The organism is Streptomyces sp. NPDC059832 (assembly GCF_042731715.1).
In the GTDB taxonomy this organism is placed as follows: Bacteria; Actinomycetota; Actinomycetes; order Streptomycetales; family Streptomycetaceae; genus Streptomyces.
In genome coordinates this window covers 385,090-408,758 of the sequence record NZ_JBHWIY010000002.1, presented here as the reverse complement: position 1 = coordinate 408,758, position 23,669 = coordinate 385,090, and the positions used below count along the sequence as shown (strand labels likewise).

16 protein-coding genes are annotated in these 23,669 nt (G+C 73.4%); 7 read left to right on the top strand and 9 right to left on the bottom strand.

Annotated elements, in window-relative coordinates; all coding sequences use genetic code 11:
• Window positions 1-95: 95 nt before the first annotated feature.
• Window positions 96-1,340 carry an FHA domain-containing protein gene (locus tag ACFV8T_RS04230; RefSeq protein WP_385324327.1) on the top strand — a complete coding sequence of 415 codons (1,245 nt, stop codon included), beginning with the start codon at window positions 96-98 and terminating at the stop codon, window positions 1,338-1,340.
• Window positions 1,341-1,346: 6 nt separating this feature from the next.
• Here ACFV8T_RS04230 and ACFV8T_RS04225 read toward each other — a convergent pair whose 3' ends face one another.
• Window positions 1,347-2,327: a methyltransferase domain-containing protein gene (locus tag ACFV8T_RS04225; protein WP_385324324.1), complete on the bottom strand. Its 981-nt coding sequence runs from the start codon at window positions 2,325-2,327 to the stop codon at window positions 1,347-1,349.
• Between the two features lie 113 nt (window positions 2,328-2,440).
• Between ACFV8T_RS04225 and ACFV8T_RS04220 the strand changes: the two genes are divergently transcribed.
• From ACFV8T_RS04220 to ACFV8T_RS04195, 6 genes are all read left to right on the top strand, one after another.
• The gene (locus ACFV8T_RS04220) at window positions 2,441-2,845 is read left to right on the top strand and encodes a globin (protein ID WP_266419070.1); all 405 of its coding nucleotides are present in this window, start codon (window positions 2,441-2,443) and stop codon (window positions 2,843-2,845) included.
• Window positions 2,846-3,017: 172 nt separating this feature from the next.
• Entirely contained in the window at window positions 3,018-6,320 is a 3,303-nt protein-coding gene (locus ACFV8T_RS04215; RefSeq protein ID WP_385324321.1) for an FtsX-like permease family protein, read from the top strand.
• 1 nt (window position 6,321) lies between these two features.
• Complete coding sequence (locus ACFV8T_RS04210; protein WP_385324318.1) at window positions 6,322-9,135, top strand: FtsX-like permease family protein; 2,814 nt, start codon at window positions 6,322-6,324, stop codon at window positions 9,133-9,135.
• Complete coding sequence (locus tag ACFV8T_RS04205) at window positions 9,132-10,094, top strand: ATP-binding cassette domain-containing protein (RefSeq protein ID WP_266419063.1); 963 nt, start codon at window positions 9,132-9,134, stop codon at window positions 10,092-10,094. The genes ACFV8T_RS04210 and ACFV8T_RS04205 overlap by 4 nt, the downstream gene beginning before the upstream one ends.
• Before the next feature lie 112 nt (window positions 10,095-10,206).
• Window positions 10,207-11,757 carry an alpha/beta hydrolase gene (locus ACFV8T_RS04200; RefSeq protein WP_385324315.1) on the top strand — a complete coding sequence of 517 codons (1,551 nt, stop codon included), beginning with the start codon at window positions 10,207-10,209 and terminating at the stop codon, window positions 11,755-11,757.
• Window positions 11,754-12,950, top strand: coding sequence for a serine hydrolase domain-containing protein (locus tag ACFV8T_RS04195; RefSeq protein ID WP_385324312.1), 1,197 nt, complete (start codon window positions 11,754-11,756; stop codon window positions 12,948-12,950). The genes ACFV8T_RS04200 and ACFV8T_RS04195 overlap by 4 nt, the downstream gene beginning before the upstream one ends.
• 92 nt (window positions 12,951-13,042) lie before the next feature.
• Here the strand turns inward: ACFV8T_RS04195 and ACFV8T_RS04190 are convergent, their stop codons facing one another.
• The 8 genes from ACFV8T_RS04190 to ACFV8T_RS04155 all read right to left on the bottom strand — a co-directional run bounded on the left by ACFV8T_RS04190 (window position 13,043) and on the right by ACFV8T_RS04155 (window position 23,639).
• On the bottom strand, window positions 13,043-13,732 hold the full coding sequence (locus ACFV8T_RS04190; RefSeq protein ID WP_385324309.1) for a hypothetical protein: 690 nt from the start codon (window positions 13,730-13,732) through the stop codon (window positions 13,043-13,045).
• Complete coding sequence (locus ACFV8T_RS04185; RefSeq protein ID WP_385324306.1) at window positions 13,729-14,151, bottom strand: acyl-CoA thioesterase; 423 nt, start codon at window positions 14,149-14,151, stop codon at window positions 13,729-13,731. Before ACFV8T_RS04185 ends, ACFV8T_RS04190 begins: the two co-directional genes overlap by 4 nt.
• 5 nt (window positions 14,152-14,156) lie before the next feature.
• Complete coding sequence (gene ettA, locus ACFV8T_RS04180; protein WP_385324303.1) at window positions 14,157-15,821, bottom strand: energy-dependent translational throttle protein EttA; 1,665 nt, start codon at window positions 15,819-15,821, stop codon at window positions 14,157-14,159.
• A gap of 447 nt (window positions 15,822-16,268) precedes the next feature.
• Window positions 16,269-17,456 (bottom strand): PQQ-binding-like beta-propeller repeat protein, encoded by a 1,188-nt coding sequence (locus ACFV8T_RS04175; protein ID WP_385324300.1) that lies wholly within the window; start codon window positions 17,454-17,456, stop codon window positions 16,269-16,271.
• Between the two features lie 260 nt (window positions 17,457-17,716).
• Window positions 17,717-19,165, bottom strand: coding sequence for a Cys-Gln thioester bond-forming surface protein (locus tag ACFV8T_RS04170; protein WP_385324297.1), 1,449 nt, complete (start codon window positions 19,163-19,165; stop codon window positions 17,717-17,719).
• A gap of 230 nt (window positions 19,166-19,395) precedes the next feature.
• A complete protein-coding gene (locus tag ACFV8T_RS04165) occupies window positions 19,396-19,962 on the bottom strand; it encodes a single-stranded DNA-binding protein (protein ID WP_385324295.1) in 567 nt (188 codons plus the stop codon).
• Window positions 19,963-20,061: 99 nt separating this feature from the next.
• Window positions 20,062-21,981, bottom strand: a complete 1,920-nt coding sequence (locus ACFV8T_RS04160; RefSeq protein ID WP_385324293.1) for a GTPase — start codon at window positions 21,979-21,981, stop codon at window positions 20,062-20,064.
• Window positions 21,978-23,639 carry a dynamin family protein gene (locus ACFV8T_RS04155; protein ID WP_385324767.1) on the bottom strand — a complete coding sequence of 554 codons (1,662 nt, stop codon included), beginning with the start codon at window positions 23,637-23,639 and terminating at the stop codon, window positions 21,978-21,980. Before ACFV8T_RS04155 ends, ACFV8T_RS04160 begins: the two co-directional genes overlap by 4 nt.
• Window positions 23,640-23,669 lie beyond the last annotated feature (30 nt).

Below are 23,669 nucleotides of genomic sequence, written 5' to 3'. Positions count from 1 at the left end.
GTCGAGCCGCCCGGCCCGGAGCGATCCACCGGGAGGCGAAGAGCAAGAAAAATCGCCGGCCCCGGGGCCGGCCCAGGAGAGGGGGAAGCGCCGACATGCCGACCTGCCCGAACGGACACCAGTCGGGTTCCGATGACTGGTGCGAGGTCTGCGGCCATCGCATGACCGGCGCGGGCGCGCCTGCGGGCGCGGTCCCCCCGCCTCCGCCGCCCGCTCCCGGATACGGCTACCCGCCGGGCCCGGGATCCGACGCGACCCAGCAGGCCGAGCTCTGCCCGCAGTGCCGGACGCCCCGCGAGGCGATGGCGCCGTTCTGCGAGGAGTGCCGCTGGAACTTCCTCACCAACACCGCGACGTCGTACACGCCACTGGCCCCGGCCCACGGCGTTCCCGGCCCGCCGCCCGGACTCAACCTGCCGCCCGGCTTCCAGGCACAGCAGCCGCCGGCTCCGCCGCAGCAGCGCGATCCGTTCGAGTACCAGGGCTCGCGGCCCTCGCAGATGAACCGCCCGGCCGAGCCGCTCTCCTCCGAACAGGGAAACCGCCCGGGTCCCCCGGCGCCCGGTCCGGGTCCGCAGTCGCACCCGGCCCCCGGCCCGCAGTCGCCCCCGCCGCCGTTCCAGCAGCAGGGTCCGCCGCCTCCGCCCGCCTTCCAGCAGCAGTCGGCGCCGCCCTCGCCGTTCCAGCAGCAGTCCCCGCCGGCGCCGTTCCAGCAGCAGTCGGCGCCGCCCGTGTTCGAGCAGCCCGGTCCGCCGGCTCCGCAGCCGCCCGCCCCGCCGCAGGGACCGCAAGGGCCGCAGGGGGCGCAGGGGCCGCAGGGCGACGACGACTGGATGCTGTCGCCGCCGTCCCGTACCCAGGCCCCGCAGCAGCAGCCGGGACCGCCGCAGCACGAGCAGCCGCCGTTCCCGGGGCAGGGCCGGAACCAGCCGCCCGCGAGCTGGACCGCGGTCATCGCCCCGGACCGTGAGTACTTCCTGGCGATGATGCAGCGCAGCGGTCCCGAGGCGACCGGGCTGAACCTGCCCGCGTACTCCCCGGAACAGCAGCTTCCGCTGTCCGGCAACCAGATCACCATCGGTCGCCGCAGGCAGAGCACCGGCGAGTCCCCCGACATCGATCTGTCCGTGCCGCCCGAGGACCCGGGCGTCTCGCACCAGCACGCGGTGCTGGTGCAGCAGCCCGACGGCAGCTGGGCCGTGGTCGACCAGAACTCCACCAACGGCACCACGCTCAACGGCGCCGAGGACCCGATCCAGCCCTATGTCCCCGTCCCGCTCCAGGACGGCGACCGGGTGCATGTCGGGGCGTGGACGACGATCACGATCCGCCGGGGCTGATCCGCTTCACACGGTGGGCAGTGGCCAGGCGTACGGCCCCTCGGGGTCGTCCAGCCAGGCCCACTGCCGCCCGTCCGTGACCGTGATGCCGAATCTCTCCCGCTCGGGGCGCTTCTCGCGCCGCCAGAGGGAGTGGGCCTCGCGCGGATCGAGGGAGCCCTCGGTCAGCGCCAGCATGAACCGGAAGAGATCGTTCTCGCTGACCCGCCTCGGCACCGAGCCGGTGTGCGGGCGCCGTGCGGTCTGCGCCGGTGTGCCGCGCAGCGGTACGAAGTAGGCGGCCGTGTGCAGGAACCGGCCCTCGGCGTACTTCCCGTGCGCCCCTTCCCGTACCCGCAGCGCGATCAGTCCGGTGGCGAACGGGGCCAGTATCCGGGCGCCCGGTACGCACTGCTCCAGCCAGGGCCGCGGTACGCACGGCAGGGTGCAGGTCGCGATGATCCGGTCGTACGGGCCGCGCCGGGGCCAGCCCCGTGTCCCGTCCCCGGTGATCACCGCGGGGTGGTACCCGGCCGCGGCCAGGTGCCGTCGGGCCGACTCGGTGATCTCCGGGTCGAGGTCGACGGTGGTCACGGCGTCGTCGCCGAGCCGGTGGGCGAGCAGCGCCGCGTTGTAGCCGCTGCCCGCGCCGATCTCCAGGACCCGGTGTCCCTCCCGTACGTCCAGCTCTTCGAGCATCCGGGCCATCAGCGACGGCTGGCTGCTCGACGAGATCAGTTCGCCGTCCCGGATCCGGGTGGCCAGCGGCCCGTCCTCGTACGCCCCGCGCAGCCACCGGGCCCGCCGGTCCGGGTCGGGGTCCTCGCACCACAGGCGGTCGTAGCCGCCGGCCACGAAGTAGTAGGGCACGAACAGATGCCGCGGCACCTCCTCGAAGGCGGCCCGCCAGCCGGGATCGCCCAGCGCCCCGCCGGCCACGATGCCCCGCACCATCGCCCACCGCTCCTCGGCGGCGGCCGCGGCGAACCGGTCGGTGTGCGCGTCCATACCTCCACCTTCCTGCGCCGGGGGCCCGGGGGCCAGGAAGCCGGGCGGGCGGGGGACTGTCGGGTAGTCCTAGGACCCGGGTCCTCGGCCGGTGCGTCTGCGACGATGGACGGGTGACAGAGATTCCGCGCGACACGCTGCAGGAGCAGACCTTCTACGAGCAGGTCGGCGGCGAGGAGACCTTCCGGCGCCTGGTGCACCGCTTCTACCAGGGGGTCGCCGATGACCCGCTGCTCCGGCCGATGTACCCGGAGGAGGATCTGGGCCCGGCCGAGGAGCGGTTCAGGCTGTTCCTGATCCAGTACTGGGGCGGGCCCCGTACCTACGGCGAGCAGCGCGGACACCCCCGGCTGCGGATGCGGCACGTCCCGTTCCGGGTGGACCGGGCGGCGCACGACGCCTGGCTGAGCCATATGCGGGTGGCCCTCGACGAGCTCGGGCTCGCGCCGGAGCACGAGCGGCAGTTGTGGGACTACCTGACCTACGCCGCGGCCTCGATGGTGAACACCCAGGGCTGAACCCCCGCCCGTTCACCGCCGCCTCCGGCGCGGAATTCGGTCCTCCCTCACCGATAAACGGTCACAATCGCATCAAGTACGTACGCAAGCGGTTTCCAAGAACCCCTGCGGCTTGAAAGCATCCATGCAACGCCGGGGGGCGTGTGTGTGCTGAGGGCCCAGGGGGGCGTGAGTGACGGGGTTCGTCTTTCTCCGGGTGCGGGCCCATCGGCTCCTGCTCTCCGCGGCCGTCCTCGCCGTGCTGTTGACCACATCGGTGCTGGCCGCGCTCACCGCCTTCTCCGGCTCCGTCGGCGACGCGGCGCTCCGCCACGCCCTCACCCACCGTTCGGCGGCCGCCGCCTCCCTCGTGATGTCCGCGCAGGTGGCGCCCGCGCAGCGGGACGCGGCCGACGTGATCGCCCGCAGAGCGGCCCGCGAGGCCTTCGACGGCCTTCCGGTGACCGTCCGGACGCTGGAGACCTCGGGGGCGTACGCGCTGCCGCGCGATCTGCGGGCCCCCCGGGCCCGGGGCGGCGAGCCCGATCTCACCCACTTCGCCTCGCTCGACCGCAGCCGGGTCCGGATCGCCGCGGGCCGCATGCCGGCGTCGGGCGGCGGGAAGCCCGGCGATCCCGTCCAGGTCGCCCTGCCGCGGACGGCCGCCGAGGCGCTGAAGCTGAAGCCCGGCGCGCGGATCACCGTCACCGACCGGCTGACCGACAAGCCGCTGCACGTCCTGGTCACGGGCGTGTACGAGGTGTCCGACCCGGCCGATCCGTACTGGCAGCTGGACGAGCTGGGCGGGCGCGGCATCCGCAAACTCGCCTTCACGACCTACGGCCCGCTGCTCACCGGCCCCGGCACGACCGGTTCCGGTCGGGTCAGTTCCGGGACGATGTCCTGGCTGGCCGCCGCCGACTTCCGCACGGTCACCACGGACCGCATCGACTCGCTGCACCACGCCGCCACGGCCGCGCCGAAGACGGTGACCTCGGCCTCCGAGTTCAAGAGCGGGGCCACCGCGCGGACTTCGCTCCCCCGGGTGCTGGAGCAGATCGACCGGGCGCTGCTGGTCTCCCGCTCGACGCTGATGATCGTGGCCGTCCAGCTGGTGCTGCTCGCGGGTTACGCGCTGCTGCTGGTGGCCCGGCTGCTGAGCAGCGAGCGCGACGGGGAGACCCGTGTGCTGCGGGCCCGGGGCGGCTCGCGCGGCCGTATCACGGCGCTCGCCGCGATCGAGGCGCTGCTGCTCGCGCTGCCCGCCGCGCTCGTCGCCCCGCTGCTCGCCGGGCCGCTGACCCGGCTGCTCGCGGGACGCGGCGCGCTGTCCCGGATCGGGCTGCGGCTCGACGGCGGCACCACCGCCACCGTCTGGCTGGTCGCCGTGGTCACCGCGTTCGCCTGCGCGCTGGCCGTCGTGGCGCCCGCGCTGGCGGCGGGTGCCGGGGAGCGTCGGGGCGGCCGTGCCGCATCGCTGCCCGCGCCGCTGCGGGCCGGTGCCGACCTCGGCCTGCTGGTGATCGCGGCGGTGGCGTACTGGCAACTCGACCGCCGGGCCTCGGATGTCGGCGGCGGTGCGCTGAGCGGGGACCGGCAGGGCCGGCTCGGCGTCGATCCGCTGCTGGTCGCGGCTCCCGCGCTGCTGCTGCTGGCGGGGACCGTACTGACGCTGCGGCTGCTGCCGCCCGCGGCCCGGCTCGCGGAGCGCGGTGCGGCGGGCGGCCGGGGGCTGATCGCGGCGCTGTCCGGCTGGCAGTTCAGCCGGCGCCCGCTGCGCAATGCGGGGCCCGTGCTGCTGCTGGTCCTCGCGGTGGCGATGGGCATGCTGGCCGTCGGGCAGCGCGCGTCCTGGGACCGTTCGCAGGGCGACCAGGCGGACTTCAGGGCCGGTGCGTCGGTGCGCGTGCTGACCGGTGCCGACGACGATCCGGCGAAGTCGGGCCGGTACGCGCGGCTGCCGGGGGTACGGGACGCCGCGCCCGCGTTCCGCGCGACCACGGAACTCTCGGGCGACCGCACCGCCGCGGTCCTCGCCCTGGACACCGCGCACGCCACCGAACGCATGCTGATCCGCGACGACCTCGGCGACCGGCTGCCCGAGCGGCTGTTCGACCCGCTCGACCCGCCGAGGACCGCGCGGGCCGGGCTGGCGCTGCCGGAGAACAGCGAGCGGCTCCGGTTCGACGTACGGATCACGACGGCCGGGGCGCACGCGGGGAAGGGTGACGATCCGGTCCTGGCCGTGCTGCTGGAGGACCGCTACGGCCTGCCCTACCGGGTGTCGGCCGGAACCGTGCCCGTGGACGGCAAGGCGCATCCGGTCGCCTTCGCGGTGGCGGCCGCGGGTGACCTCGCCGTGACCGGCTTCGAGCTGAACGGCAACCGGCCGACCGGCCGGGGAGAATCGCACCGGCTCGACGTCGGCGGCCTGCGGACCGTGACGGCCGACGGCACCGAGCGGCCGGTCCCGGTCCCCGAGGGGTTCGGCTGGCACGCCGAGCTGACCGCCACCGGATCCGGTGCCGAGGCGCGGCCCGGCGAAGCGGTGGACGCGACGGCCTCCGCGAAGAGCCCGCTGGCCTTCGGGTACGACACCGGCTCCGCCCCGAACATGTGGGATTACACGCCCTCCTTCTCCGTACGGGTCACCGCGCCCCGCCCGGAGGCGCCGATGCCGAAGGCCGTCGTCACCGACGCGTATCTGATGGCCGCCGGAGCGAAGAAGGGACAGAGTGTCGATGTCACGCTGGCCGGCGAGACGGTCCGGGTGAGGATCGTGGACGTGGTGCGCCGGCTGCCGACCACCGGCACCGGCGCGGACGACTCCGCTCCCGGGCGCGTCAAGGACCGCGACGGCGGGGCCCTGCTGCTCGACTTCAGGGCCGTCGGCCAGGTCTTCGCGCAGCGCCCCGGCGCCGTGCTCACCGCCAACGAGTGGTGGCTGAGCACCGCTCCCGGACAGGCCGCGAAAGCCGCCGCCGCGCTGCGCGCGCAGCCCGACACCGAGCCGGCCCAGGTCCTGGTGCGGGACGAGATCGCGCGGGAGCTGGTCGGCGATCCGCTGGGCGCCGGGCCGCAGTCCGCGCTGCCCGCGGTGGCGGTGGTCGCCGCGGCCCTGGCGGCGGTCGGCTTCGCGGTGAGCGCGGTCGGCGCGCAGCGGGAGAGGTCCGCCGAGTTCGCCGTGCTGCGGGCGCTGGGCACCCCGCGCCGACGGCTGACCAGGATGATCGCCGTCGAGCAGGGCGTGCTGATCGCCATCGCGCTGCTGGTCGGGACCGTGCTCGGGGCGGTGCTGAACCGCGCCGTCGTACCGCTCGTCGTACTGACCGGACAGGCCACCGCGCCGGTGCCCGGGGTGCTGGTGCAATTGCCGGCCGGGCAGATCGCGGCGCTGCTCGCAGGCGTCGCCGCGCTGCCGCTGGTGATCGTCGTGTCCCTCGCTCTGCGCGGCGCCGACCCCGCGGCCTCGCTGCGTGTCCAGGGGGACAACTGACATGACTCCGCGTTCCGTTCGAGACGGCGGCGCCCCCGCCGGTGCGCCCTGGGTCCGTACCCGGCTGCGCACCGCTCCCGGCACGGCCTGGGCGCTGGGCCTGCTCGTACTGCTGACCTCGTGCCTCGCGGCCGCCTTCCCGCGCGCCGTCGAGCAGTACGCGGACGAGGGGCTGCGCCACGACATCGCCGCCGCGGACCCCCGGCACAGTGTGCTGGAGCTGAACAATCCGCAGCCCGAACTCCAGATCCCCCCGGAACAGCGCGAGGCGGACGTGCGCGAGACGGCGCTGGCGTCCGTCCATCACAAGGTGCGGTCCGCGCTGCCCGCCGCGGTGCTGCCCGGCACCGCCGATTCCGCGTACGGGTTCCGCACCGGCAAGCCGATCGCCGCGCAGGACCGCTGGCTGCCGCGGCCGGACCTCGTCGACCCCCAGCTGAGCTACTCCACCCTCTCGGACCTCCCGGGCCACGCCACCCTGCGTGCCGGGAAATGGCCCGCCGTCCGCGGCGAGGTCACCGAGAACACGCCCGAGGTGGAGGGCGCGGTCACCGAGGAGACGGCGAAGGCGCTGCGTGCGAAGCCCGGCGCGGCCATCACCGTACCGACCCAGGACGGGAAGCGGCTGACCGTCCGGATCACCGGCATCGTCGCCCCGAAGCACCCCCGGACGGCCTACTGGTCGGCCCAGCCACTGCTCCGGACCCCGGCCCTGGTCCCCGAACCGAATCTGTACCCCCCGCGCAACTACTGGACCGCGGCCGTCCTGCTGCCGCCGGACGCCGCGCCCGTGCTGCTCGCCACGACGGGCGAGCCGGAGATGTTCTGGCGGTTCGCACCGGACGCCTCCGGCCTCACCGCCTCCGACGTAACGGGGCTGCGTTCGTCGCTCGCCTCGCTGGAGGGCGGTCCCGGGCTGGTCAGGATGCGCGCGGTGGCCGGCGACAACGCCACCTTCACCACCGATCTGGACAAGATCCTCACCGGGTACGACACCCTGCGTACGGCGATCGACCCGGTCGTCACGGTCGCCGCCGTGGGCATCGGGGCCGTCGCCGGCGTCGTGCTGCTGATGATCGCCGGGCTGATCGGCGGGCGGCGCCGCGCCGAACTGGCGCTGCTGCGTGCGCGCGGCGGATCGCTGCGCGGCATCGGCGGCCGGCTGTTCGCCGAGACGGTGGTGATCGCGGTGCCGGCGGCGGCACTGGGTCTGCTGATCGCCGTGGCGGTCTTCGACCGGGCCCGGCTGTGGCCCTCCGTCGTCGGGCCGGCCGCCGTCGCCGCGCTGGTCTGCATCGCCCTGCCGCTGGGTTCGGTGCTGCCGCACCGCAGACCGCGACTGCCCGGAGCCCGCGACGACCTGATGGACGCCCGCCCGTCCCGGCGGCGCACGGTCGCCGAACTCACCCTGCTGGTGCTGGCCGTCGGCGCGGTCGTCGGCCTGCGCCGACGCGGCACGGGCGGCGACGGCGGCAGCGACCTGCTGGTCAGCGCCGCCCCCGTACTCGTCGGGCTGATCGCCGCCCTGGTCCTGGTACGGCTCCTTCCGCTGCCGCTGCGTCTCGCCTCGCGCGCCGTCGCCCGGCGGCGCGGTGCGGTCGGCTTCCTGTCGCTGGCCCGCGCCGGGCGGGGATCGGCGGGCGGCGCGCTGCCGCTGCTGGCGCTGCTGCTCGCGCTGACCACGGCGGCGTTCGGCGGCTCGGTGCTCGCGGGCGTCGCGGACGCGCGGGACCGGGCGGCCCTGCACACGGTCGGCGCGGACGCCCGGATCAGCGGCGTGCTCGACGCCGTGCCGCTGCCGGAGCGGCTGATCCGTGAGGTCCGGGCGGCGCACGGCGTACGGGAGGTGGCGGCGGTCCAGGTCGTGTCCGGCGTGCCGCTGCCCGCCGACCAGGACGGGAACGGCCGCATGAAGAGCGCCACCGTGCTGGGGGTCGACCCGGCGGCGTACGCCCGGCTGGCCCGGTCGACGGGCCTCGGCCCGTTCCCCGCCGACCGGTTGAGGGCCGCGGGCGGCGCGGCGGCGAAGGGGGCCGCCCCGTCGAAGGACGCGGTGCTGCCCGTGATCGCGTCGCCGTCCGTCGCCGCGGAGCTCGGCGACCGGCCGCGCGAGCTGTCCACGCCGGCCGGGGACCTCACGGTGCGGGTGGCCGGCGTCGTCCCGCGCACCGCCGCCGTCCCCGACAGCGACTTCCTGATCGTCGACGCCGCGTCGCTGACCCGCAAGCAGACCACCACCCTGCTGGTCACCGGCGGCTCCCCGGACGCGAAGGCGCTGCGGGCGGCGGCACGGCACGCGGGCGAGGGCTTCTCCGTACGGCTGCGCTCGGAGGAGCGCGCGGCGTTCGTCGACACCCCCCTGCAGCGGGGTGCCTGGGCGATCTACGCGGCGGCGATCACGGTCGGCGCGGGCTACGCCCTGATCGCCGTGCTGCTGTCACTGCTGCGGACCGCCCCGGAACGCACGGCCCTGCTGTCCCGGCTGCGGACCATGGGCCTCACCTCCCGGCAGGGCAGGCGGCTGCTCGGCCTCGAATCGCTGCCGCAGGCCCTGCTGGCGGCCTTCGGCGGGGTGCTCGTCGGCTGGGCGACGATCGCCCTGCTGGCGCCGGGTGTCGATCTGCTGGGCCTGGCGCTCTCCGCCGGGCCCGGCTCCACCGCACTCGACACCGCTCCGCTGCGGGCCGACCCGTGGTCGCTGACGCTCCCGGCGCTCGGCGTGGTCGTCCTCACCGCCGCGGTGGCCGCCGTCCAGGCCCGGTGGGCCGGCCGCCGCGGACCGATCACCGAACTCAGGTCAGGAGACCCCCGATGACGTCGCCCGACACCACGCTCGCCGAGCTCGAACAGCGCGCCGCGACGCGCCGCGACCGGCCCTCGTACGGGCACGACGCGCTGATCGCCTGCGACCGGCTGGTCCGCATCTTCTCGGCGGACGGGGTGGAGGTGCAGGCCCTCCAGGGCCTCGATCTCCTGGTCACCGAGGGCGAGTTGATGGCCCTGGTCGGCGCGTCGGGCAGCGGCAAGTCGACCCTGATGAACATCCTGGCGGGCCTCGATGTGCCGACGGCCGGTTCGGCGAAGGTGGCGGGCTGCGATCTGCTGTCGATGGGGCCGAAGGAACGGCTCCGCTACCGGCGGGACGTCGTCGGGTTCGTCTGGCAGCAGACCGCCCGCAATCTGCTGCCGTACCTCACCGCCATCCAGAACGTCACCCTGCCGATGCAACTGCGCGGCCGGGGCCGGGTCCGGGGTGCCGAACGGGCCGCCCGCGCCGAAGAACTGCTCCGGATCCTGGAGGTCGCGGACTGCCGCGACCGGCGCCCGCAGCAGCTCTCCGGCGGCCAGCAGCAGCGGGTGGCGATAGCGGTCGCGCTCGCCAACAACCCGTCGGTGCTGCTCGCCGACGAACCGACCGGCGAGCTCGACTCGGCCACCGGCGAGCAGGTCTTCGCGGCGTTCCGCCGCGCCAACGAGGAGCTCGGCACCACGATCGTGATCGTCACGCACGACCAGGCGGTGGCCGACGAGGTCCGCCGCACGGTCGCCATCCGCGACGGCCGTACCTCCTCCGAGGTGCTGCGCCGCACCGAGGTCGACGCCGCGACGGGCCTGGAGTCCCAGGTGGCCCGGGAGTACGCGATGCTCGACCGGGCGGGCCGGCTGCAACTGCCCGCCGACTACACGGAGGCGCTCGGCATGGAGCACCGCGTGATGCTGGAGCTGGAGCACGACCACATCGGGGTCTGGCCGGACGACCAGCCGCGCCCGTGACGGGTGTTGGTGGTGCTGGCCCCAGGTCGCTTCGGCCGGGTGGCCCGATGTTCTCGCACCGCGTACGCCCCTAGCGTCGTGCGGGAGTCATCCACCTGATCCGAGGAGCACGATGCGCGTCGCCCCACTGCTCACCGCCGGTCTCGGCCTGACCGGCTTACTCGCGGGCGGTGTGCCCGCGTCGGCCACCCCCGCCACCCCCGCCGCACCCGCCCACCAGCGGCTCGTCTGGGGCCCCTGCTCGCCGCAGCAGCAGGAGCTGAACGAGGCGGGCGCACAGTGCGCGAAGGTGACCGTTCCCCTCGACTACGCCGACCCCGGCGGCCCGACGATCGAGATCGCGATCTCCCGCATCGAGGCCGGCGCGAAGCACGGGAAGCGGCGTGGCGTCCTGTTGTCCAATCCGGGCGGTCCGGGCGGCACCGGGCTCGCCAACACCCTCTATCTGCGACCCGCGTTGAAGGACGTCGCGGACCGCTACGACCTGATCGGCTTCGATCCCCGCTTCCTCGGCGAGTCCACCCCCATCACCTGCGACCCCGCCGCCCCGACACCCCCGCCCGGCCCGACCACGACCCGCCGCGAGGACTTCGAACGGTCGGTACGGTCCGCCCGCGACACCGCACGCCGCTGCGAGGAGCACGGGGACAACGCCCGGCTCCTCCCGCACGCCACGTCCAGGAACGTCGCCCGCGACATGGACGCGATCCGCGCGGCGCTGGGCGAGCGCAGACTGTCGTACTACGGCGTCTCGTACGGTGCCGATCTGGGCGCCGTCTACACCCAGATGTTCCCCCGCCGCGCCGACCGCATCGTCATCGACTCCTCGACCGACCCGACGGCCACCCAGTACGAACTCTTCCAGCGGGCGGGCAGGCCGCTCGAAGAGGCACTGGACGCCTGGGCCGGATGGACCGCACGGCACGACGGCACCTACCGGCTCGGCAGGACGCCCGCCCAAGTGCGGTCGAATGTGCAGCAGCTGCTCGACGGGGCCGAGCAGCGCCCGGTCACCGTCTCCGGCATCCGGCTCGACGCGCCGTTGCTGCGGCTGGTGCTGAGACAGCTCATCCAGCACGAGGAGTACGACCCGGCGCTCGCCGGTACGGTGCGCGACCTGACCGATGCCGCCGCGGGCAGGCCGGTCGAGCCCGGTCCGGAGCTCGCCGCCATGCTCGAACTGCTCGCGTCGCCCGAGCTGGCGGACAGCATGCTGGGCGGGGCCCTCTTCATGTGCGGCGACAACGGCTGGCCGGCCGGTGGCTGGCCGAAGAACCCGGCGACGTACTGGAAGAACATGGAGCGCAGCCGCGCCGCCCAGCCCGTCTTCGGCCCGCTCGTCAACAGCATGATGGCCCCGTGCGCGTTCTGGACGAGCACATCCCGTGAACCCGCCACGGTGATCGGCAACGACGTACCCGTGCTGATGCTCCAGGCCCGGCGCGACAACAACGTCCCCTACGAAGGGGCACTGGCTCTGCACCACCGGCTGACCGGTTCACGGCTGGTGACGGCGGACATCCGCTCGCACGGGGTGTACGGGCGCGGACTCGACGGCCTCACCCCCGTCCCCTGCGCCGACGAAGCCGTCGACGACTATCTGCGCGACGGCACACTGCCCGGCGCCGACCTGACCTGCCCCCGCACCGGGGAGGACCGGTGATCAGCAGACGTACGGGCCTGGCGGCCACGGCGGCCGCCCTGCTCACCGGAGCGTCCGGACCCGCGGCGACGGCCGCCGCACCCCACCGCTCCCCCGGCCTCCGCGGCCGTCTCCAGAGCGATGCGGACGCGATCCTGGCCACCGGCGCCACCGGCGTACTGGCCGAGGTGCAGAGCGCCCACGGCCGGACGACGGCCCGTGCCGGATCCGCCGGCCTGCGGGCCCCGCACCACCCGGTCCCCTGGGACGCCTACTACCGGATCGGCAGCGACACCAAGACCTTCACGGCCACGCTCGCCCTCCAACTGGCGGGTGAGGGGCGGCTCGCGCTCACGGACACCGTCGAGCGGTGGCTGCCCGGCGCCGTACGGGGCAACGGCAACGACGGCCGCAGGATCACGATCGCCGATCTGCTGCGCCAGACCAGCGGGCTGAACGACTATCTCGCCGTCTCACCGGACTCGGCCGATGCGTTCACCCCGGACGGCTACCGCCGGTCGCGGTTCCGCACCACGGCCCCCGAGGACCAGCTGAAGGCGGCTCTGAGCCGGCCGCCCCTGTGGGTGCCGGACGCCGAACTCCCCGCCCATGAACGGCGCTGGGGCTACTCCAACACCAACTACGTGGTGGCGGGCCTGGTCATCGAGCAGGTGACCGGCAACTCCTGGGCGCAGGAGATCCACGACCGGATCATCGAACCCCTGGGCCTGCGCCACACGTTCACACCGGGAACCTCGCCGTACGTCCCCCGCCCCACGGCCACCTCGTACACCTGGTTCCCCGGCTGCGCCAGGCCGACCGACACGACGCTGACGTCCGGCGGCGGGGCGGACGGCTCCGTCATCAGCACCACCCACGACCACGGTGTCTTTCTGCGCGCCCTGATGAGCGGCCGGCTGCTGCGCCCGGCCCAGCTGGCCGCGATGAAGGAGACGGTCGTGGCCGAGGACTGGAGTCCGGCGCCGGGAGTCCGTTACGGACTGGGCATCGCCTGGCGCCCGGTGGCGGGGAGCAGCGGCGGGATCTGGTTCCACGGCGGAACCCATCTGGGGATCGTCTCCGAGAGCGGGGTGACACCGGACGGTGCGCGGGCCGCGACCAGCGCCACGTTCACCCTGCGGATGGGCGATCCGGCACAGGACGCCCAGGACCTGGCCGCGCTCCGGCTGGTGGACCGGGCCCTGACCGGCTAGGTCCTGTCAGTCCATCCGTCTGTCCGTCTGTCCGTCCGTCCGTCCATCCGTCCATCCGTCTGTCCGACGGATCCTGTCGTCGGGCCGGTCGCTCAGCCCGCGCCCACCGTCACCGCGAGCGGGCCGAGCCCGCTGTCCGGGCCGCGCAGGGCGATGGAGCCGAACGGGGTGCGCAGCCGCAGCCAGGCCCCTGCCGCGAGCAGGGCGACCGGGAAGTCCGGCGACGGGCGGAGGAAGCCGAGGGACTGGGCGGCGTGCACGGCCCGCAGCGGAAGTTCGGTACCGGCGACCGTGCGCGACCAGATCTCGCGGCCGATCAGGTCCCGCTCGGCCCGGGTGCGCCGGTCCTCGGGCAGGGCCTCGTCGCGGGAGCGGAACTCCGCCACCGCGGCGGTGACCGCTGTGCGCAGGGAGACCGGGTCGGGCAGGCCCGGCAGTTCGTGCCAGCCCCCGCGGGGCGGGAGGACACCCGTCCACGGCGGCCCGGTGACGGGTGCGGGCAGGGTGCCCGGACCGGCTGCCGTGCCCTCGACGTCGAGGGATTCGAGGAGTTCGCCGGCGGACACGGTGATGTCGAAGTCGTCCGGCACGGCCAGCCGCGCCGCCCGGATCGCCAGGACCTCGAACGACGGCGGCCTGCCGAACACGGCCAGCGCACCGCCGCCCGCCTGCATCCGCACCGCGGCGGCCCGGTCGTAGTGGAGCAGCCGGCCGAGGAAGGCCGCGAGATCCGCGGCCTCCCTCGGGTCGGCGAACTCCAGCGACCGTACGGGCACCGTCATGCTGCGGCCGGCTCCTCGGCCAGGTACTGCTGGAGGTAGAGCTTCTCCTCGGCGGAGATCCGCCGGGGCCGCTCCTCGGCCAGGTTGTACGGCACGACGACGGTCGAGGCCCGTACGTACACCTGGTCCGGGTCCTTGATCTCGTACGCGATCGTCAGCGACGCCGCGCCGATCTTCGTGACCCACGACTCGACGGTCACCGGCTCGTGCCGGTGGACCAGCGGCCGCACGTAGTCGATCTCGTGCCGGGCCACGACGGAGCCGCCCGAGAAGGACGGCGAACCGTCCCCCGGCGCCAGCCGGAACATGAAGTCGATGCGTGCCTCCTCCAGGTAGCGGAGGAAGACCACGTTGTTCACATGGCCGAAGGCGTCCATGTCCGACCAGCGCAGCGGGCAGTTGTAGATGTGACGAGCCAAGACGATCAGCCTCGCGTGAGCTTCTTGTACGTGGCGCGGTGCGGGCGGGCCGCGTCCGCGCCGAGGCGCTCGACCTTGTTCTTCTCGTACGACTCGAAGTTGCCCTCGAACCAGTACCACTTGGAGTCGCCCTCGTACGCCAGGATGTGCGTGGCGACGCGGTCCAGGAACCAGCGGTCGTGGGAGATGACCACTGCGGCGCCCGGGAACTCCAGGAGGGCGTTCTCCAGCGAGGACAGGGTCTCGACATCGAGGTCGTTGGTGGGCTCGTCGAGGAGCAGCAGGTTGCCGCCCTCCTTGAGCGTCAGCGCCAGGTTGAGGCGGTTGCGCTCACCACCGGAGAGGACGCCGGCCGGCTTCTGCTGGTCCGGGCCCTTGAAGCCGAACGCGGAGACGTAGGCGCGCGAGGGCATCTCGACCTGGCCGACGTTGATGTAGTCCAGCTCGTCCGAGACGACGGCCCAGAGGGTCTTCTTCGGGTCGATGTTGGCGCGGGACTGGTCGACGTAGGAGATCTTGACCGTGTCGCCGACCTTGATGGAGCCGGTGTCCGGGTTCTCCAGGCCCTGGATCATCTTGAACAGCGTGGTCTTGCCCGCGCCGTTCGGACCGATGACGCCGACGATGCCGTTGCGCGGCAGCGTGAACGAGAGGTCGTCGATGAGGACCTTGTCGCCGAAGGCCTTCGAGAGGTTCTCGACCTCGACGACGATGGAACCGAGCCGCGGGCCCGGCGGAATCTGGATCTCCTCGAAGTCCAGCTTCCGCATCTTGTCCGCCTCGGCCGCCATCTCCTCGTAACGGGCGAGACGGGCCTTGGACTTGGTCTGCCGGCCCTTGGCGTTGGAACGGACCCACTCCAGCTCGTCCTTGAGCCGCTTGGCGCGCTTCTCGTCCTTGCGGCCTTCGACCTTGAGGCGGGCCTGCTTCTTCTCCAGGTACGTGGAGTAATTGCCCTCATAGGCGATGGCGCGACCGCGGTCGAGTTCGAGGATCCACTCGGCGACGTTGTTCAGGAAGTACCGGTCGTGCGTGACGGCGATGACGCAGCCCGCGTACTTCGAGAGGTGCTGCTCCAGCCAGTTGACCGACTCGGCGTCGAGGTGGTTGGTGGGCTCGTCGAGGAGCAGCAGGTCGGGGGCCTCGATCAGCAGCTTGCAGAGCGCGACGCGGCGCTTCTCGCCACCGGAGAGGTTGTTGACCGGCCAGTCGCCGGGCGGGCAGCCCAGGGCGTCCATGGCCTGCTCCAGCTGGGCGTCCAGGTCCCACGCGTTGGCGTGGTCCAGGTCCTCCTGGAGCTTGCCCATCTCGTCCATGAGCGCGTCGGAGTAGTCGGTCGCCATGAGCTCGGCGACCTCGTTGAAGCGCTTGAGCTTGCCCATGACCTCGGCGGCGCCGTCCTGGACGTTCTCCAGGACCGTCTTGGTCTCGTCGAGGTGCGGCTCCTGCATGAGGATGCCGACGCTGAAACCGGGCGTCAGGAACGCGTCACCGTTGGAGGGCTGCTCCAGGCCCGCCATGATCTTCAGCACCGTGGACTTACCGGCACCGTTGGGACCCACCACACCGATCTTCGCCCCGGGCAGGAAGCTCAGCGTGACGTCGTCAAGGATCACCTTGTCGCCGTGCGCCTTGCGCGTCTTGCGCATCGTGTAGATGTACTCAGCCAAGAGAAACCGTCCGGCAATCGATGTGTGGGCAGATACACCCCATCTTGCCTGACGGCCACCTCTTGACGGAAACCCGTATCAGCAGGGACCTGTGACCTGCCCCTACGCCGTCCCCGCGCGTAGCGGATCCGTCACCGGTCGTCGCCGGATCCCGCACAAGGCGGCGGGCGCGACGACATCCGCGGTCTCCGCGGGTCGGCCTTGGTCTCTTCGGTACGTCCGCGCAGCACGTCCGCCCGATGTGGGGCCCTCGGCTCCCGGCGGCGGCCTTGGGCCGGCGGTCATGCGCATCCGACCGCGGTGAAGCCCCGGACCGATGTCCGGGGCTTCACCGGAGGGTGCGGGCTTCGCGACTCTGCACGGGCCTGTCCGTCCGGGTTCACGGTCGTTCGGGAGCCCGGCCCATGGGCTGCGAGCAGGAGCACCGACCGGCCGCCGCCCCGCCGCTCACTGCCCGTACGCGACCAGCAGGTTGGTGGCCGGAACCACCACGAGTCCGCCGCCCGCGCCGAGGCCGGTCAGGGGCTCGGACACGTTCTGCTCGTCGGGCTCGTTGATCGGCGCGCCGACGTCGGTGGACCAGACGGACTGACCGGTGGCTCCGTTGAGCGCCCACAGCCGGCCGGTCCGGGAGCCGACGTAGACGTAGCCGTTGACGACGATCGGAGCCGTGCTGATCTGGCTGTCGCCCTCGAACTTCCAGCGGGTGGCCAGGGTGCGGCTGTGCCGTTCCTGGAGGACACCGTCGTCGACGAAGTAGCCCTGGCGGCCGTCGAAGGCCGGGGCGGGCGACCGGCCGGAGGCCTCGTAGGTGCCGCGGACCTGCCCGTCGGTGGTGTTGAGGACCGAGGGGGTCATCCCGGCGGCGTCGCGGACCCAGACTCCGCCGTCGGCGAGAACAGGGGTGCGGCCCCCGCCGCCGGAGCAGTCCGTCCGGTGGTGCCAGACCGGGGTGCCCGACTTGGGGTCGAAGGCGTACGTCTGCTCGCAGGCGTAGGAGACGTAGACCCCGTCGGCCGTGACGGCGGGCGAGCTGTTGTCCCCGTTCGCGACGGGCTGGGTCCAGAGCACGGCGCCGTCGGCCGCGTCCACCGCGTACAGGGTGCCGCCCGAGCCGACGCCGCCCGTGTACACCACACCGCCGACGAAGGTGGGCGGCGAGGTGAAGGAGGACTGCCCAGGCAGCGTGACGGTCCAGATCTTCGCCCCGGTGGCCGGGTTGAACGCTGTCAGCACGCCGTCGTAGTTCTGGGCGTACAGCCGACCGCCCCCGTAAGCGAGCGCGGACCACCAGTAGGTGCCACCGAGGTCGACGGGCTCCCAGGCGTTCTCGCCCGTGGCCGCGTCGATGGCGTGGAGGATGGTGCCGTACCCATCCGGCGAGGCAGCGGTGGCGAAGACGCGCCCGCCGGCCACGATGGGGTAGGAGACGTTCCCGCCCAGATCGCGGGACCACTTCTGGCTGAGCGGCGGCGCGCCCACGGCGGTATCGACGAGACTGCCGTCGTGCCGTGCGTTGATCTGGTAGGTGGTCGAGGCTCCGGTCTGCACCGGTTGCGCACCGACCGGTGCCACGAGCACGACGACCGACAGTGCCGCACCGAACACGACGGCGATGGTTCTTCGAAGATTCACTCGGACATCCCCCATCATCCGGCATCGCCGTGGCGATGCGCACAGGGCGGACCGGCCACCCGGATCCGGTGGCCCGCTTCGGGCCCAATAGTCCCCTGCGGATGCCTCAACCGCCTCTTATTTTCCGGCAGTTGAACCCCACCTCCCGGCATGCGACGGCCCCGGCACGCGTCTGCGTGCCGGGGCCGTCATCGGGTGGACGTGACCGTCCGCCCGTCGCTCGTCACTCCGCCGTCAGCCTGCGGAGGGGCGGTGCGGGGTCACTGCGCGGAGGGCTGGGCCTTGCGCTTGCGGAGGAGGAAGACCGCGCCGCCGCCGACGACGACGAGAGCGATGGCAACGCCACCGATGACCGGGGTGGCGCTGGAGCCACCGGTCTCGGCGAGGTCGCCCGAGCCACCGGTCGAGGAGCTGCCGCCGGACGTGGCCGGGGTCTTGTCCCCACCGGTCTGGGTCTCGGTGCCGCCCGTGGCGCTGCCGCTGGTCTTGCAGTCCAGGACACCCTTGAACGTCTTCGTGAAGCCACCGGGGCCGGTGATCGTGAAGTCGTACGCCTGGTCCTCGGCGACCGGGACGGTGATCGTCTCGGACTTGCCCGCCTCGATGGTGTGCTTCACACCGGCCAGCTCGAAGGTGAAGGCCTCGTCGCCCTCGTTGGCGGCGGTGACGTCCACGCCGCCCTTGGCGCAGTTCTTCTTCGCCGAGACGGCCGGGATGGCGCCCTTCTTGGCCCAGGTCCCGGTGGCGGTCGCGGAGACCGTGGTCTCGCTGGAGCCGGCCAGGATCATGGTCTGGCTCTTGGTCACACCGGCGAAGGCCCGGCCGACCGGCACCGAGGTGGTGGCCTGGACCGTCAGCGAGGCGGTGCCGTCGGCGGCGCCGTCCGGCACGTCGAAGTAGAGCTCGGCGCCGTTGGCCGCGGCGCTGACGGGCTTGCCGGCCTTGTCGGTGACCTTGACACCGCTGGCGGCGTCGGCGGGCGGGGTCACGGAGACCTGACCGGCGTTGGTACGGACGGTGACCGGACCGAGCCGCTCACCGGACTTGCCGGAGACCGCGGCCGGGTCCAGGGCGAGGGACGCCTTGGGCTCGGCCTGGTCGACGGCGCTGTGCTCCAGCCAGTCGGCGAGCTTCTCGGCCTGGGCGTCGGAGGCCTCGACGTCGACGTTGTCCGAGTAGCGCCAGATGGCGACCTGGGTGCCCGCCGCCGCGGTCTTCTCGGTGAGCGGCCCGGTGCCGGCCTCCTTGGCGAGCGCCGCGAGGTCGTCGACCTGCGGGTAGGAGTGCTCCAGGATCCAGCGGATCTTGCCGGCGTTCTTGTTGCCGCCGAGCGAGGTCTGGTTCCAGGGGGTCTCCAGGTACTTCGCCTGGTCCTGGGTGGGGTTGTGGATGTCGATGCAGTACGTCTTGAGCTGGCCGCCGCCGTCGACGGTCATCTCGAAGAGGCCGGCGGGCAGCTGCTGGTCCCTGCCGTCCGCGTGCAGTACCGCGCGGTCGAAGGTCTTCAACCCGTCCAGCACCGCGGCCGCGCCACCCTGGTGCTGCGGCGTCTCGTCGGCGACCGCGCTGCCCGCACCGACGAGGGCGCCTGCCATGACCAGACCGGATGCCACCACTGATGCGGCCAGCCGGGCTATGCCGCGCCGCCGTGGAGAATTGGCCGTCGTCTCCAAGGACGACGAAGCGGTCGCTGAAGAAGCAGAAAACACAGAATTCCCCTCCGGGCGGGACCCTCCGCGCCTGATGCGCGTGTGGGGACTGCCCCGCCAGTCGACTCAAGTGCCCCGTGAGTACTGGGGAATCCTAAGGACGAAGCGATGAACAGTCCCCCGTCATACCGTCGTACAACCATTCCGAATCGGAATCGTTATCGCCGGTATCACTCGCGTTCGTCTCCCCGGCCCGCCCCTGACCCGTCTCCCGGCCCGTTCTCGACCCGTCACGGCACCGACGCGAGCTCCTGCGCGGCCTTCTGACGCCCCGTCGACCGCCTGCTCCTGGAGCGGTCCGGCTGCCGGGACTCACCGGGGCCGTCCGGCCCGGCGAACCCCTCCGTCCCGGCGCCCCCTTCCGGTCCGCCCGGTCCGCCCGCCCCGGGTCCGCCCGCCCTGTCCACGCTCCCCACCCGTGCCGTCAGCGCGGGCTCCCCCCTCATCACCCGCCGGAACGCGGCAGTCCCCCGTGTCAGATCGTGGCCCACCGCGACCGCCTCGATGTCCACGAACGTCCGGCGCTGCCCCTCCCGTTCCTCCTCGCGCACCTTCAGCCTGCCGTGGACCACCAGTGGTTCCCCGACGGAAACGGAACCGGCCAGGTTCAAGGCCAGAGTCCGCCAGGCCCACACGGTGTAGAAGCTGGTGTGCCCGTCCGTCCAGAGCTGTTTCTCGCGGTCCCAGCGACGCGGCGTCACCGCGAACCGGAATCGCGCCATTCCGCCGGTCGCGGTCTCCCGGAACTCCACGCCCGTCGCCGCGTTGCCCACCAGTGTCACCAAGGTGTCGCTCATGACTCCGCCTCCCCTTCGGCCTTCGGATCGGTGATCGCGTCCACGCGGTCACTGATCCCAGGTTGAAGGGGAGGCGGAAATCCTGCTGGGGCCTGTGGACTACCCGCCGGTTGTGGAAATCTCCGTCACCGCCGCGTACCTCTCCCGCACCTCGCGGTACCGCACGAGTTCGGCGGCCACCGGATCGAGCACCCGGGCCCGGCCGCAGGCCGCCGCCGCCTCGCGCAACTGCCGCTCGGCCTCCTGCCCGTACCGCCGCGCCGGCCCACGTGCCGCGGCCGCGCACGACCACTCCACCAGGGGACCGCCGACGACCCCGGCCAGCATCACCAGGGCGGGCGTGAGGAATCCCGGTTCGAGTACGCCGACGATCTGGCCGACCAGCCAGAGACCGCCGAAGATCTGCAGCAAGGTCATCGACGCCTGCGCCAGCACCGCGGCGGGCCACCACTTCGGCCGCGGCGGCTTCCCGCCCACACGGCCGCTGTGCGCCACGCCGGAGGCCCCGGCCACGCCCGTCGCCACCACCGCCGAACCGGCCGGGGCGTGCTCGGTGCCGGCCCTTTCCGCCAACGCGTCGAGCGCCTCCGGCAGCCCGTCCGCACCGTGCACCGCGGCCTCGCGGACCGCCTGCGCCCAGGGGCCCGGCAGCCCGTCGGCCGCCTCGTCCGCCACCGTCCGTACCGCCTGCTCGACGCACTGCCGGGCGGTGAGCTGCTCCTCGGGGGGCTCGGGCTGCGCCGGGCGCTCCAGGCTTCCGGGGCGCCGGGTGGACTCGTACCAGCGCCACAGCCGCAGCCACGGCGTACCGCACGCCCGTCCGGCGTTCCTGCGCCACTCGCGCTCAGCCGCCTGGCCCGCCGCGGCCGCCCCGACGGCTTCCGCCAGCCGGTCGGCGAACTCCTCGCGGGCCCCTTCCCCGAGACCGGGGCGTCCCTCGGCCACGTACACCGGGCGGAGCCTGGCCGCGGCGGCGTCCACGTCCGCGGAGAGCCGGCGCGCCGCCGCGGTGCGCTCCTGGACGAACCGGCCGAGCACCTCGCGCAGTTCGCCGACGCCGTCGCCGGTGAGCGCGGACAGGGACATGACGGTGGCGCCCGGTTCGCCGTGTTCGCCGAGCGCCATGCCGTCCTCGTCGAGCAGCCGGCGCAGATCGTCGAGGACCTGGTCGGCTGCGTCGCCCGGCAGCCGGTCGATCTGGTTGAGGACGACGAAGGTGATCTCGGCATGCCCGGCGAGCGGCCGCAGATAGCGCTCGTGCAGGGCCGCGTCCGCGTACTTCTCCGGGTCGACCACCCAGATCACCGCGTCGACCAGCGCGAGCACCCGGTCGACCTGCGCCCGGTGTTCGGTCGCCGCCGAGTCGTGGTCGGGCAGGTCGACGAGGACGAGGCCCTGGAGCGCCTCGTCGGTGTCCGCGCCGCCCTGCTGCGGCCTGCGCCTGAGCCGTCCGGGAATGGCGAGCCGGTCGAGCAGTCCGGCGGCCCCGTCGGTCCAGGAGCAGGCGATGGGGGCGGCGGTGGTCGGCCTGCGCAGCCCGGTGTCGGAGATCTGGGCGCCCGCGAGGGTGTTGAAGAGGGTCGACTTGCCGCTGCCGGTGGCCCCGGCGATGGCGACGACGGTGTGCCGGGAGGAGAGCCGCTGCCGGGCCGCCGCTTCGTCGAGCACACGTCCCGCTTCGGCGAGGGTGTCGCCGTCGAGCCGGGCCCTGGACAGCCCGACGAGTTCACGCAGCGCGTCGAGCCGCGGCCGGAGCGGGCCGCCGGAAGGCACGTAGGCCTCGACCTGGGGCGGCCGTGCGTCGTCGTCCAGGGCGGTCCCGGGCTCCGGGTCCGCCGCCTTGGCCGCCGCCCGCCGGGCGATGAGCCCGTCGTTCCAGTCCCGGCCCGCCTCCGGGATCCGGCCCGCCCCGGGGGCCCGGCCCGCCTCCGGGATCCGGCCCAGCCCGTCCGCGACCCGGTCCTCGTGGGAAGCGGGACTCCCGATCCGGCCGGTTCCCTCGTCAGTGACGGCAGTCATCGCTGCCACCTCTCCTTCTGCAGTACGGACAGCGCGGCGATCAGTTCGGCCTGCGGCTCCGGGGCCACGTCGAGCGCGTCGAGCGGTGCGAGCCGCCGGTCGCGCTCGCCGTTCAGCACCCGGTCGAGGCAGTCGGTGAGCAGCACCCCGCCCTTGTCGCGCAGCCGCAGCGCGCCCTGGGCGCCGATCCGTTCGGCGAGCTGCTCCCCGGCGCCCCGGGTGCGGCGTCCGCCGAGCAGTGCGGCGGCCAGCAGCGCCGCCACGGTCTCGGTGTCGGGCGCGGCATTGCGTTCCAGACGGCGCACCTCTTCCTCGGCCAGCTCCTCCAGGACCCGCCACCAGCGCCGTACGGCCATGGTGATCCGGCCCCGGATATCCTCGGCGGGTCCCCATCCCCCGGCCTCCCGGCCGACGTCCTCGAAGCCGAACTCCCTGGCCGCGGGTTCGCGTTGCCAGGTCGTACGGATCTGTTCGTCGGCGGCGGCCACGGCGCACTGCAGGAGTGCGGAAAGGCTTGCGACCAGCGCTTCGAGGAGTTCCCCGGAGGTGCTGTACAGCGGGTATCCGCGCCATCTGGTCCGGGCGCCCCCGGCGAGCACGCCGCCGCTGCGCAGCCTGCGCCGGACCCGGGCGCCTTCCGCGCGGTAGGCGTCCTCGACCACGCCGGTCAGCCGCACGGCCGCCGCGTACTGCGCCGCGACCGCCCCGGCCAGCTCGGGCATCCGCACGTCCAGCGAGTCGATGACCCCGGCCGCCGTACGCCCGACCGCCTGCTGACGGGCTGCCGGGTCCTGGGCGCGGTGGCTGAGCCAGGCCCGCAGCGGGGCGACGGCGGTCGTGGGCAGCAGCCCGCTGCCGCCACCGGCCGATTCGGGCAGCTCGGGAATGGTGAAGCGCGGCACCTCACCGAGGCCCGCCCGGGTGAGCAGCGCCCCGTACTGCCGCGACACCTCGGCGATCACCTGGTGCGGCACCCGGTCGAGGACGGTGACGAGCGAGGCGTCGTACTGCTTGGCGGTACGCAGCAGATGCCAGGGCACCGCGTCCGCGTACCGGGAGGCCGTGGTCACCATCACCCACACGTCCGCGGCGCAGATCAGCTCGGCGGCCAGCATCCGGTTCCGCACCACGAGCGAGTCGATGTCGGGCGCGTCGAGCAGCGCGAGCCCGCGCGGCAGTCCGGGCGAGGTCTCGACCCGCAGCGCGGTTCCGTTCTCCTCCTCGCTCCCGTCCAGTCCGCCGAGCCCGTCGAGGTCGTCGCACCGGCCCGGCTCCCCGGACTCCTCCGGCGGCAGCCAGACCCGGGTCAGCTGCGGCAGTACGCGCACTCCCGCGAACCAGTGGTGATCATCCGGATGGCAGACGAGCACGGGTGTCCGGGTGGTCGGCCGCAGCACTCCGGCCTCGCTGACCGGTCGTCCCACCAGCGAGTTGACCAGCGTCGACTTCCCCGCCCCGGTCGACCCGCCGATGACCGCGAGCAGGGGTGCTTCAGGATCCCTGAGCCGGGGAAGCAGATAGTCGTCGAGCTGGGCGAGCAGCTCGCTCCGGGTCTGCCGGGCACGCGCGGCCCCCGGCAGCGGAAGTGGAAGACGCACGGCAGCGACACGGTCGCGCAGGGCGGAAAGTGCGTCGATGAGCTGAGGCCGTACGTCCAAGGTCACCACATGCGAAGAATGCCCAATTTT

Bases quoted from the DNA above. Each gene is read 5' to 3' on its own strand.
- ACFV8T_RS04230 (WP_385324327.1), top strand. From the start codon at position 96: ATGCCGACCTGCCCGAACGGACACCAGTCGGGTTCCGATGACTGGTGC.
- ACFV8T_RS04160 (WP_385324293.1), bottom strand. From the start codon at position 21,981: ATGACTGCCGTCACTGACGAGGGAACCGGCCGGATCGGGAGTCCCGCT.
- ACFV8T_RS04200 (WP_385324315.1), top strand. From the start codon at position 10,207: ATGCGCGTCGCCCCACTGCTCACCGCCGGTCTCGGCCTGACCGGCTTA.
- ACFV8T_RS04190 (WP_385324309.1), bottom strand. From the start codon at position 13,732: ATGACGGTGCCCGTACGGTCGCTGGAGTTCGCCGACCCGAGGGAGGCC.
- ACFV8T_RS04210 (WP_385324318.1), top strand. From the start codon at position 6,322: ATGACTCCGCGTTCCGTTCGAGACGGCGGCGCCCCCGCCGGTGCGCCC.
- ACFV8T_RS04225 (WP_385324324.1), bottom strand. From the start codon at position 2,327: ATGGACGCGCACACCGACCGGTTCGCCGCGGCCGCCGCCGAGGAGCGG.
- ACFV8T_RS04165 (WP_385324295.1), bottom strand. From the start codon at position 19,962: ATGAGCGACACCTTGGTGACACTGGTGGGCAACGCGGCGACGGGCGTG.
- ACFV8T_RS04205 (WP_266419063.1), top strand. From the start codon at position 9,132: ATGACGTCGCCCGACACCACGCTCGCCGAGCTCGAACAGCGCGCCGCG.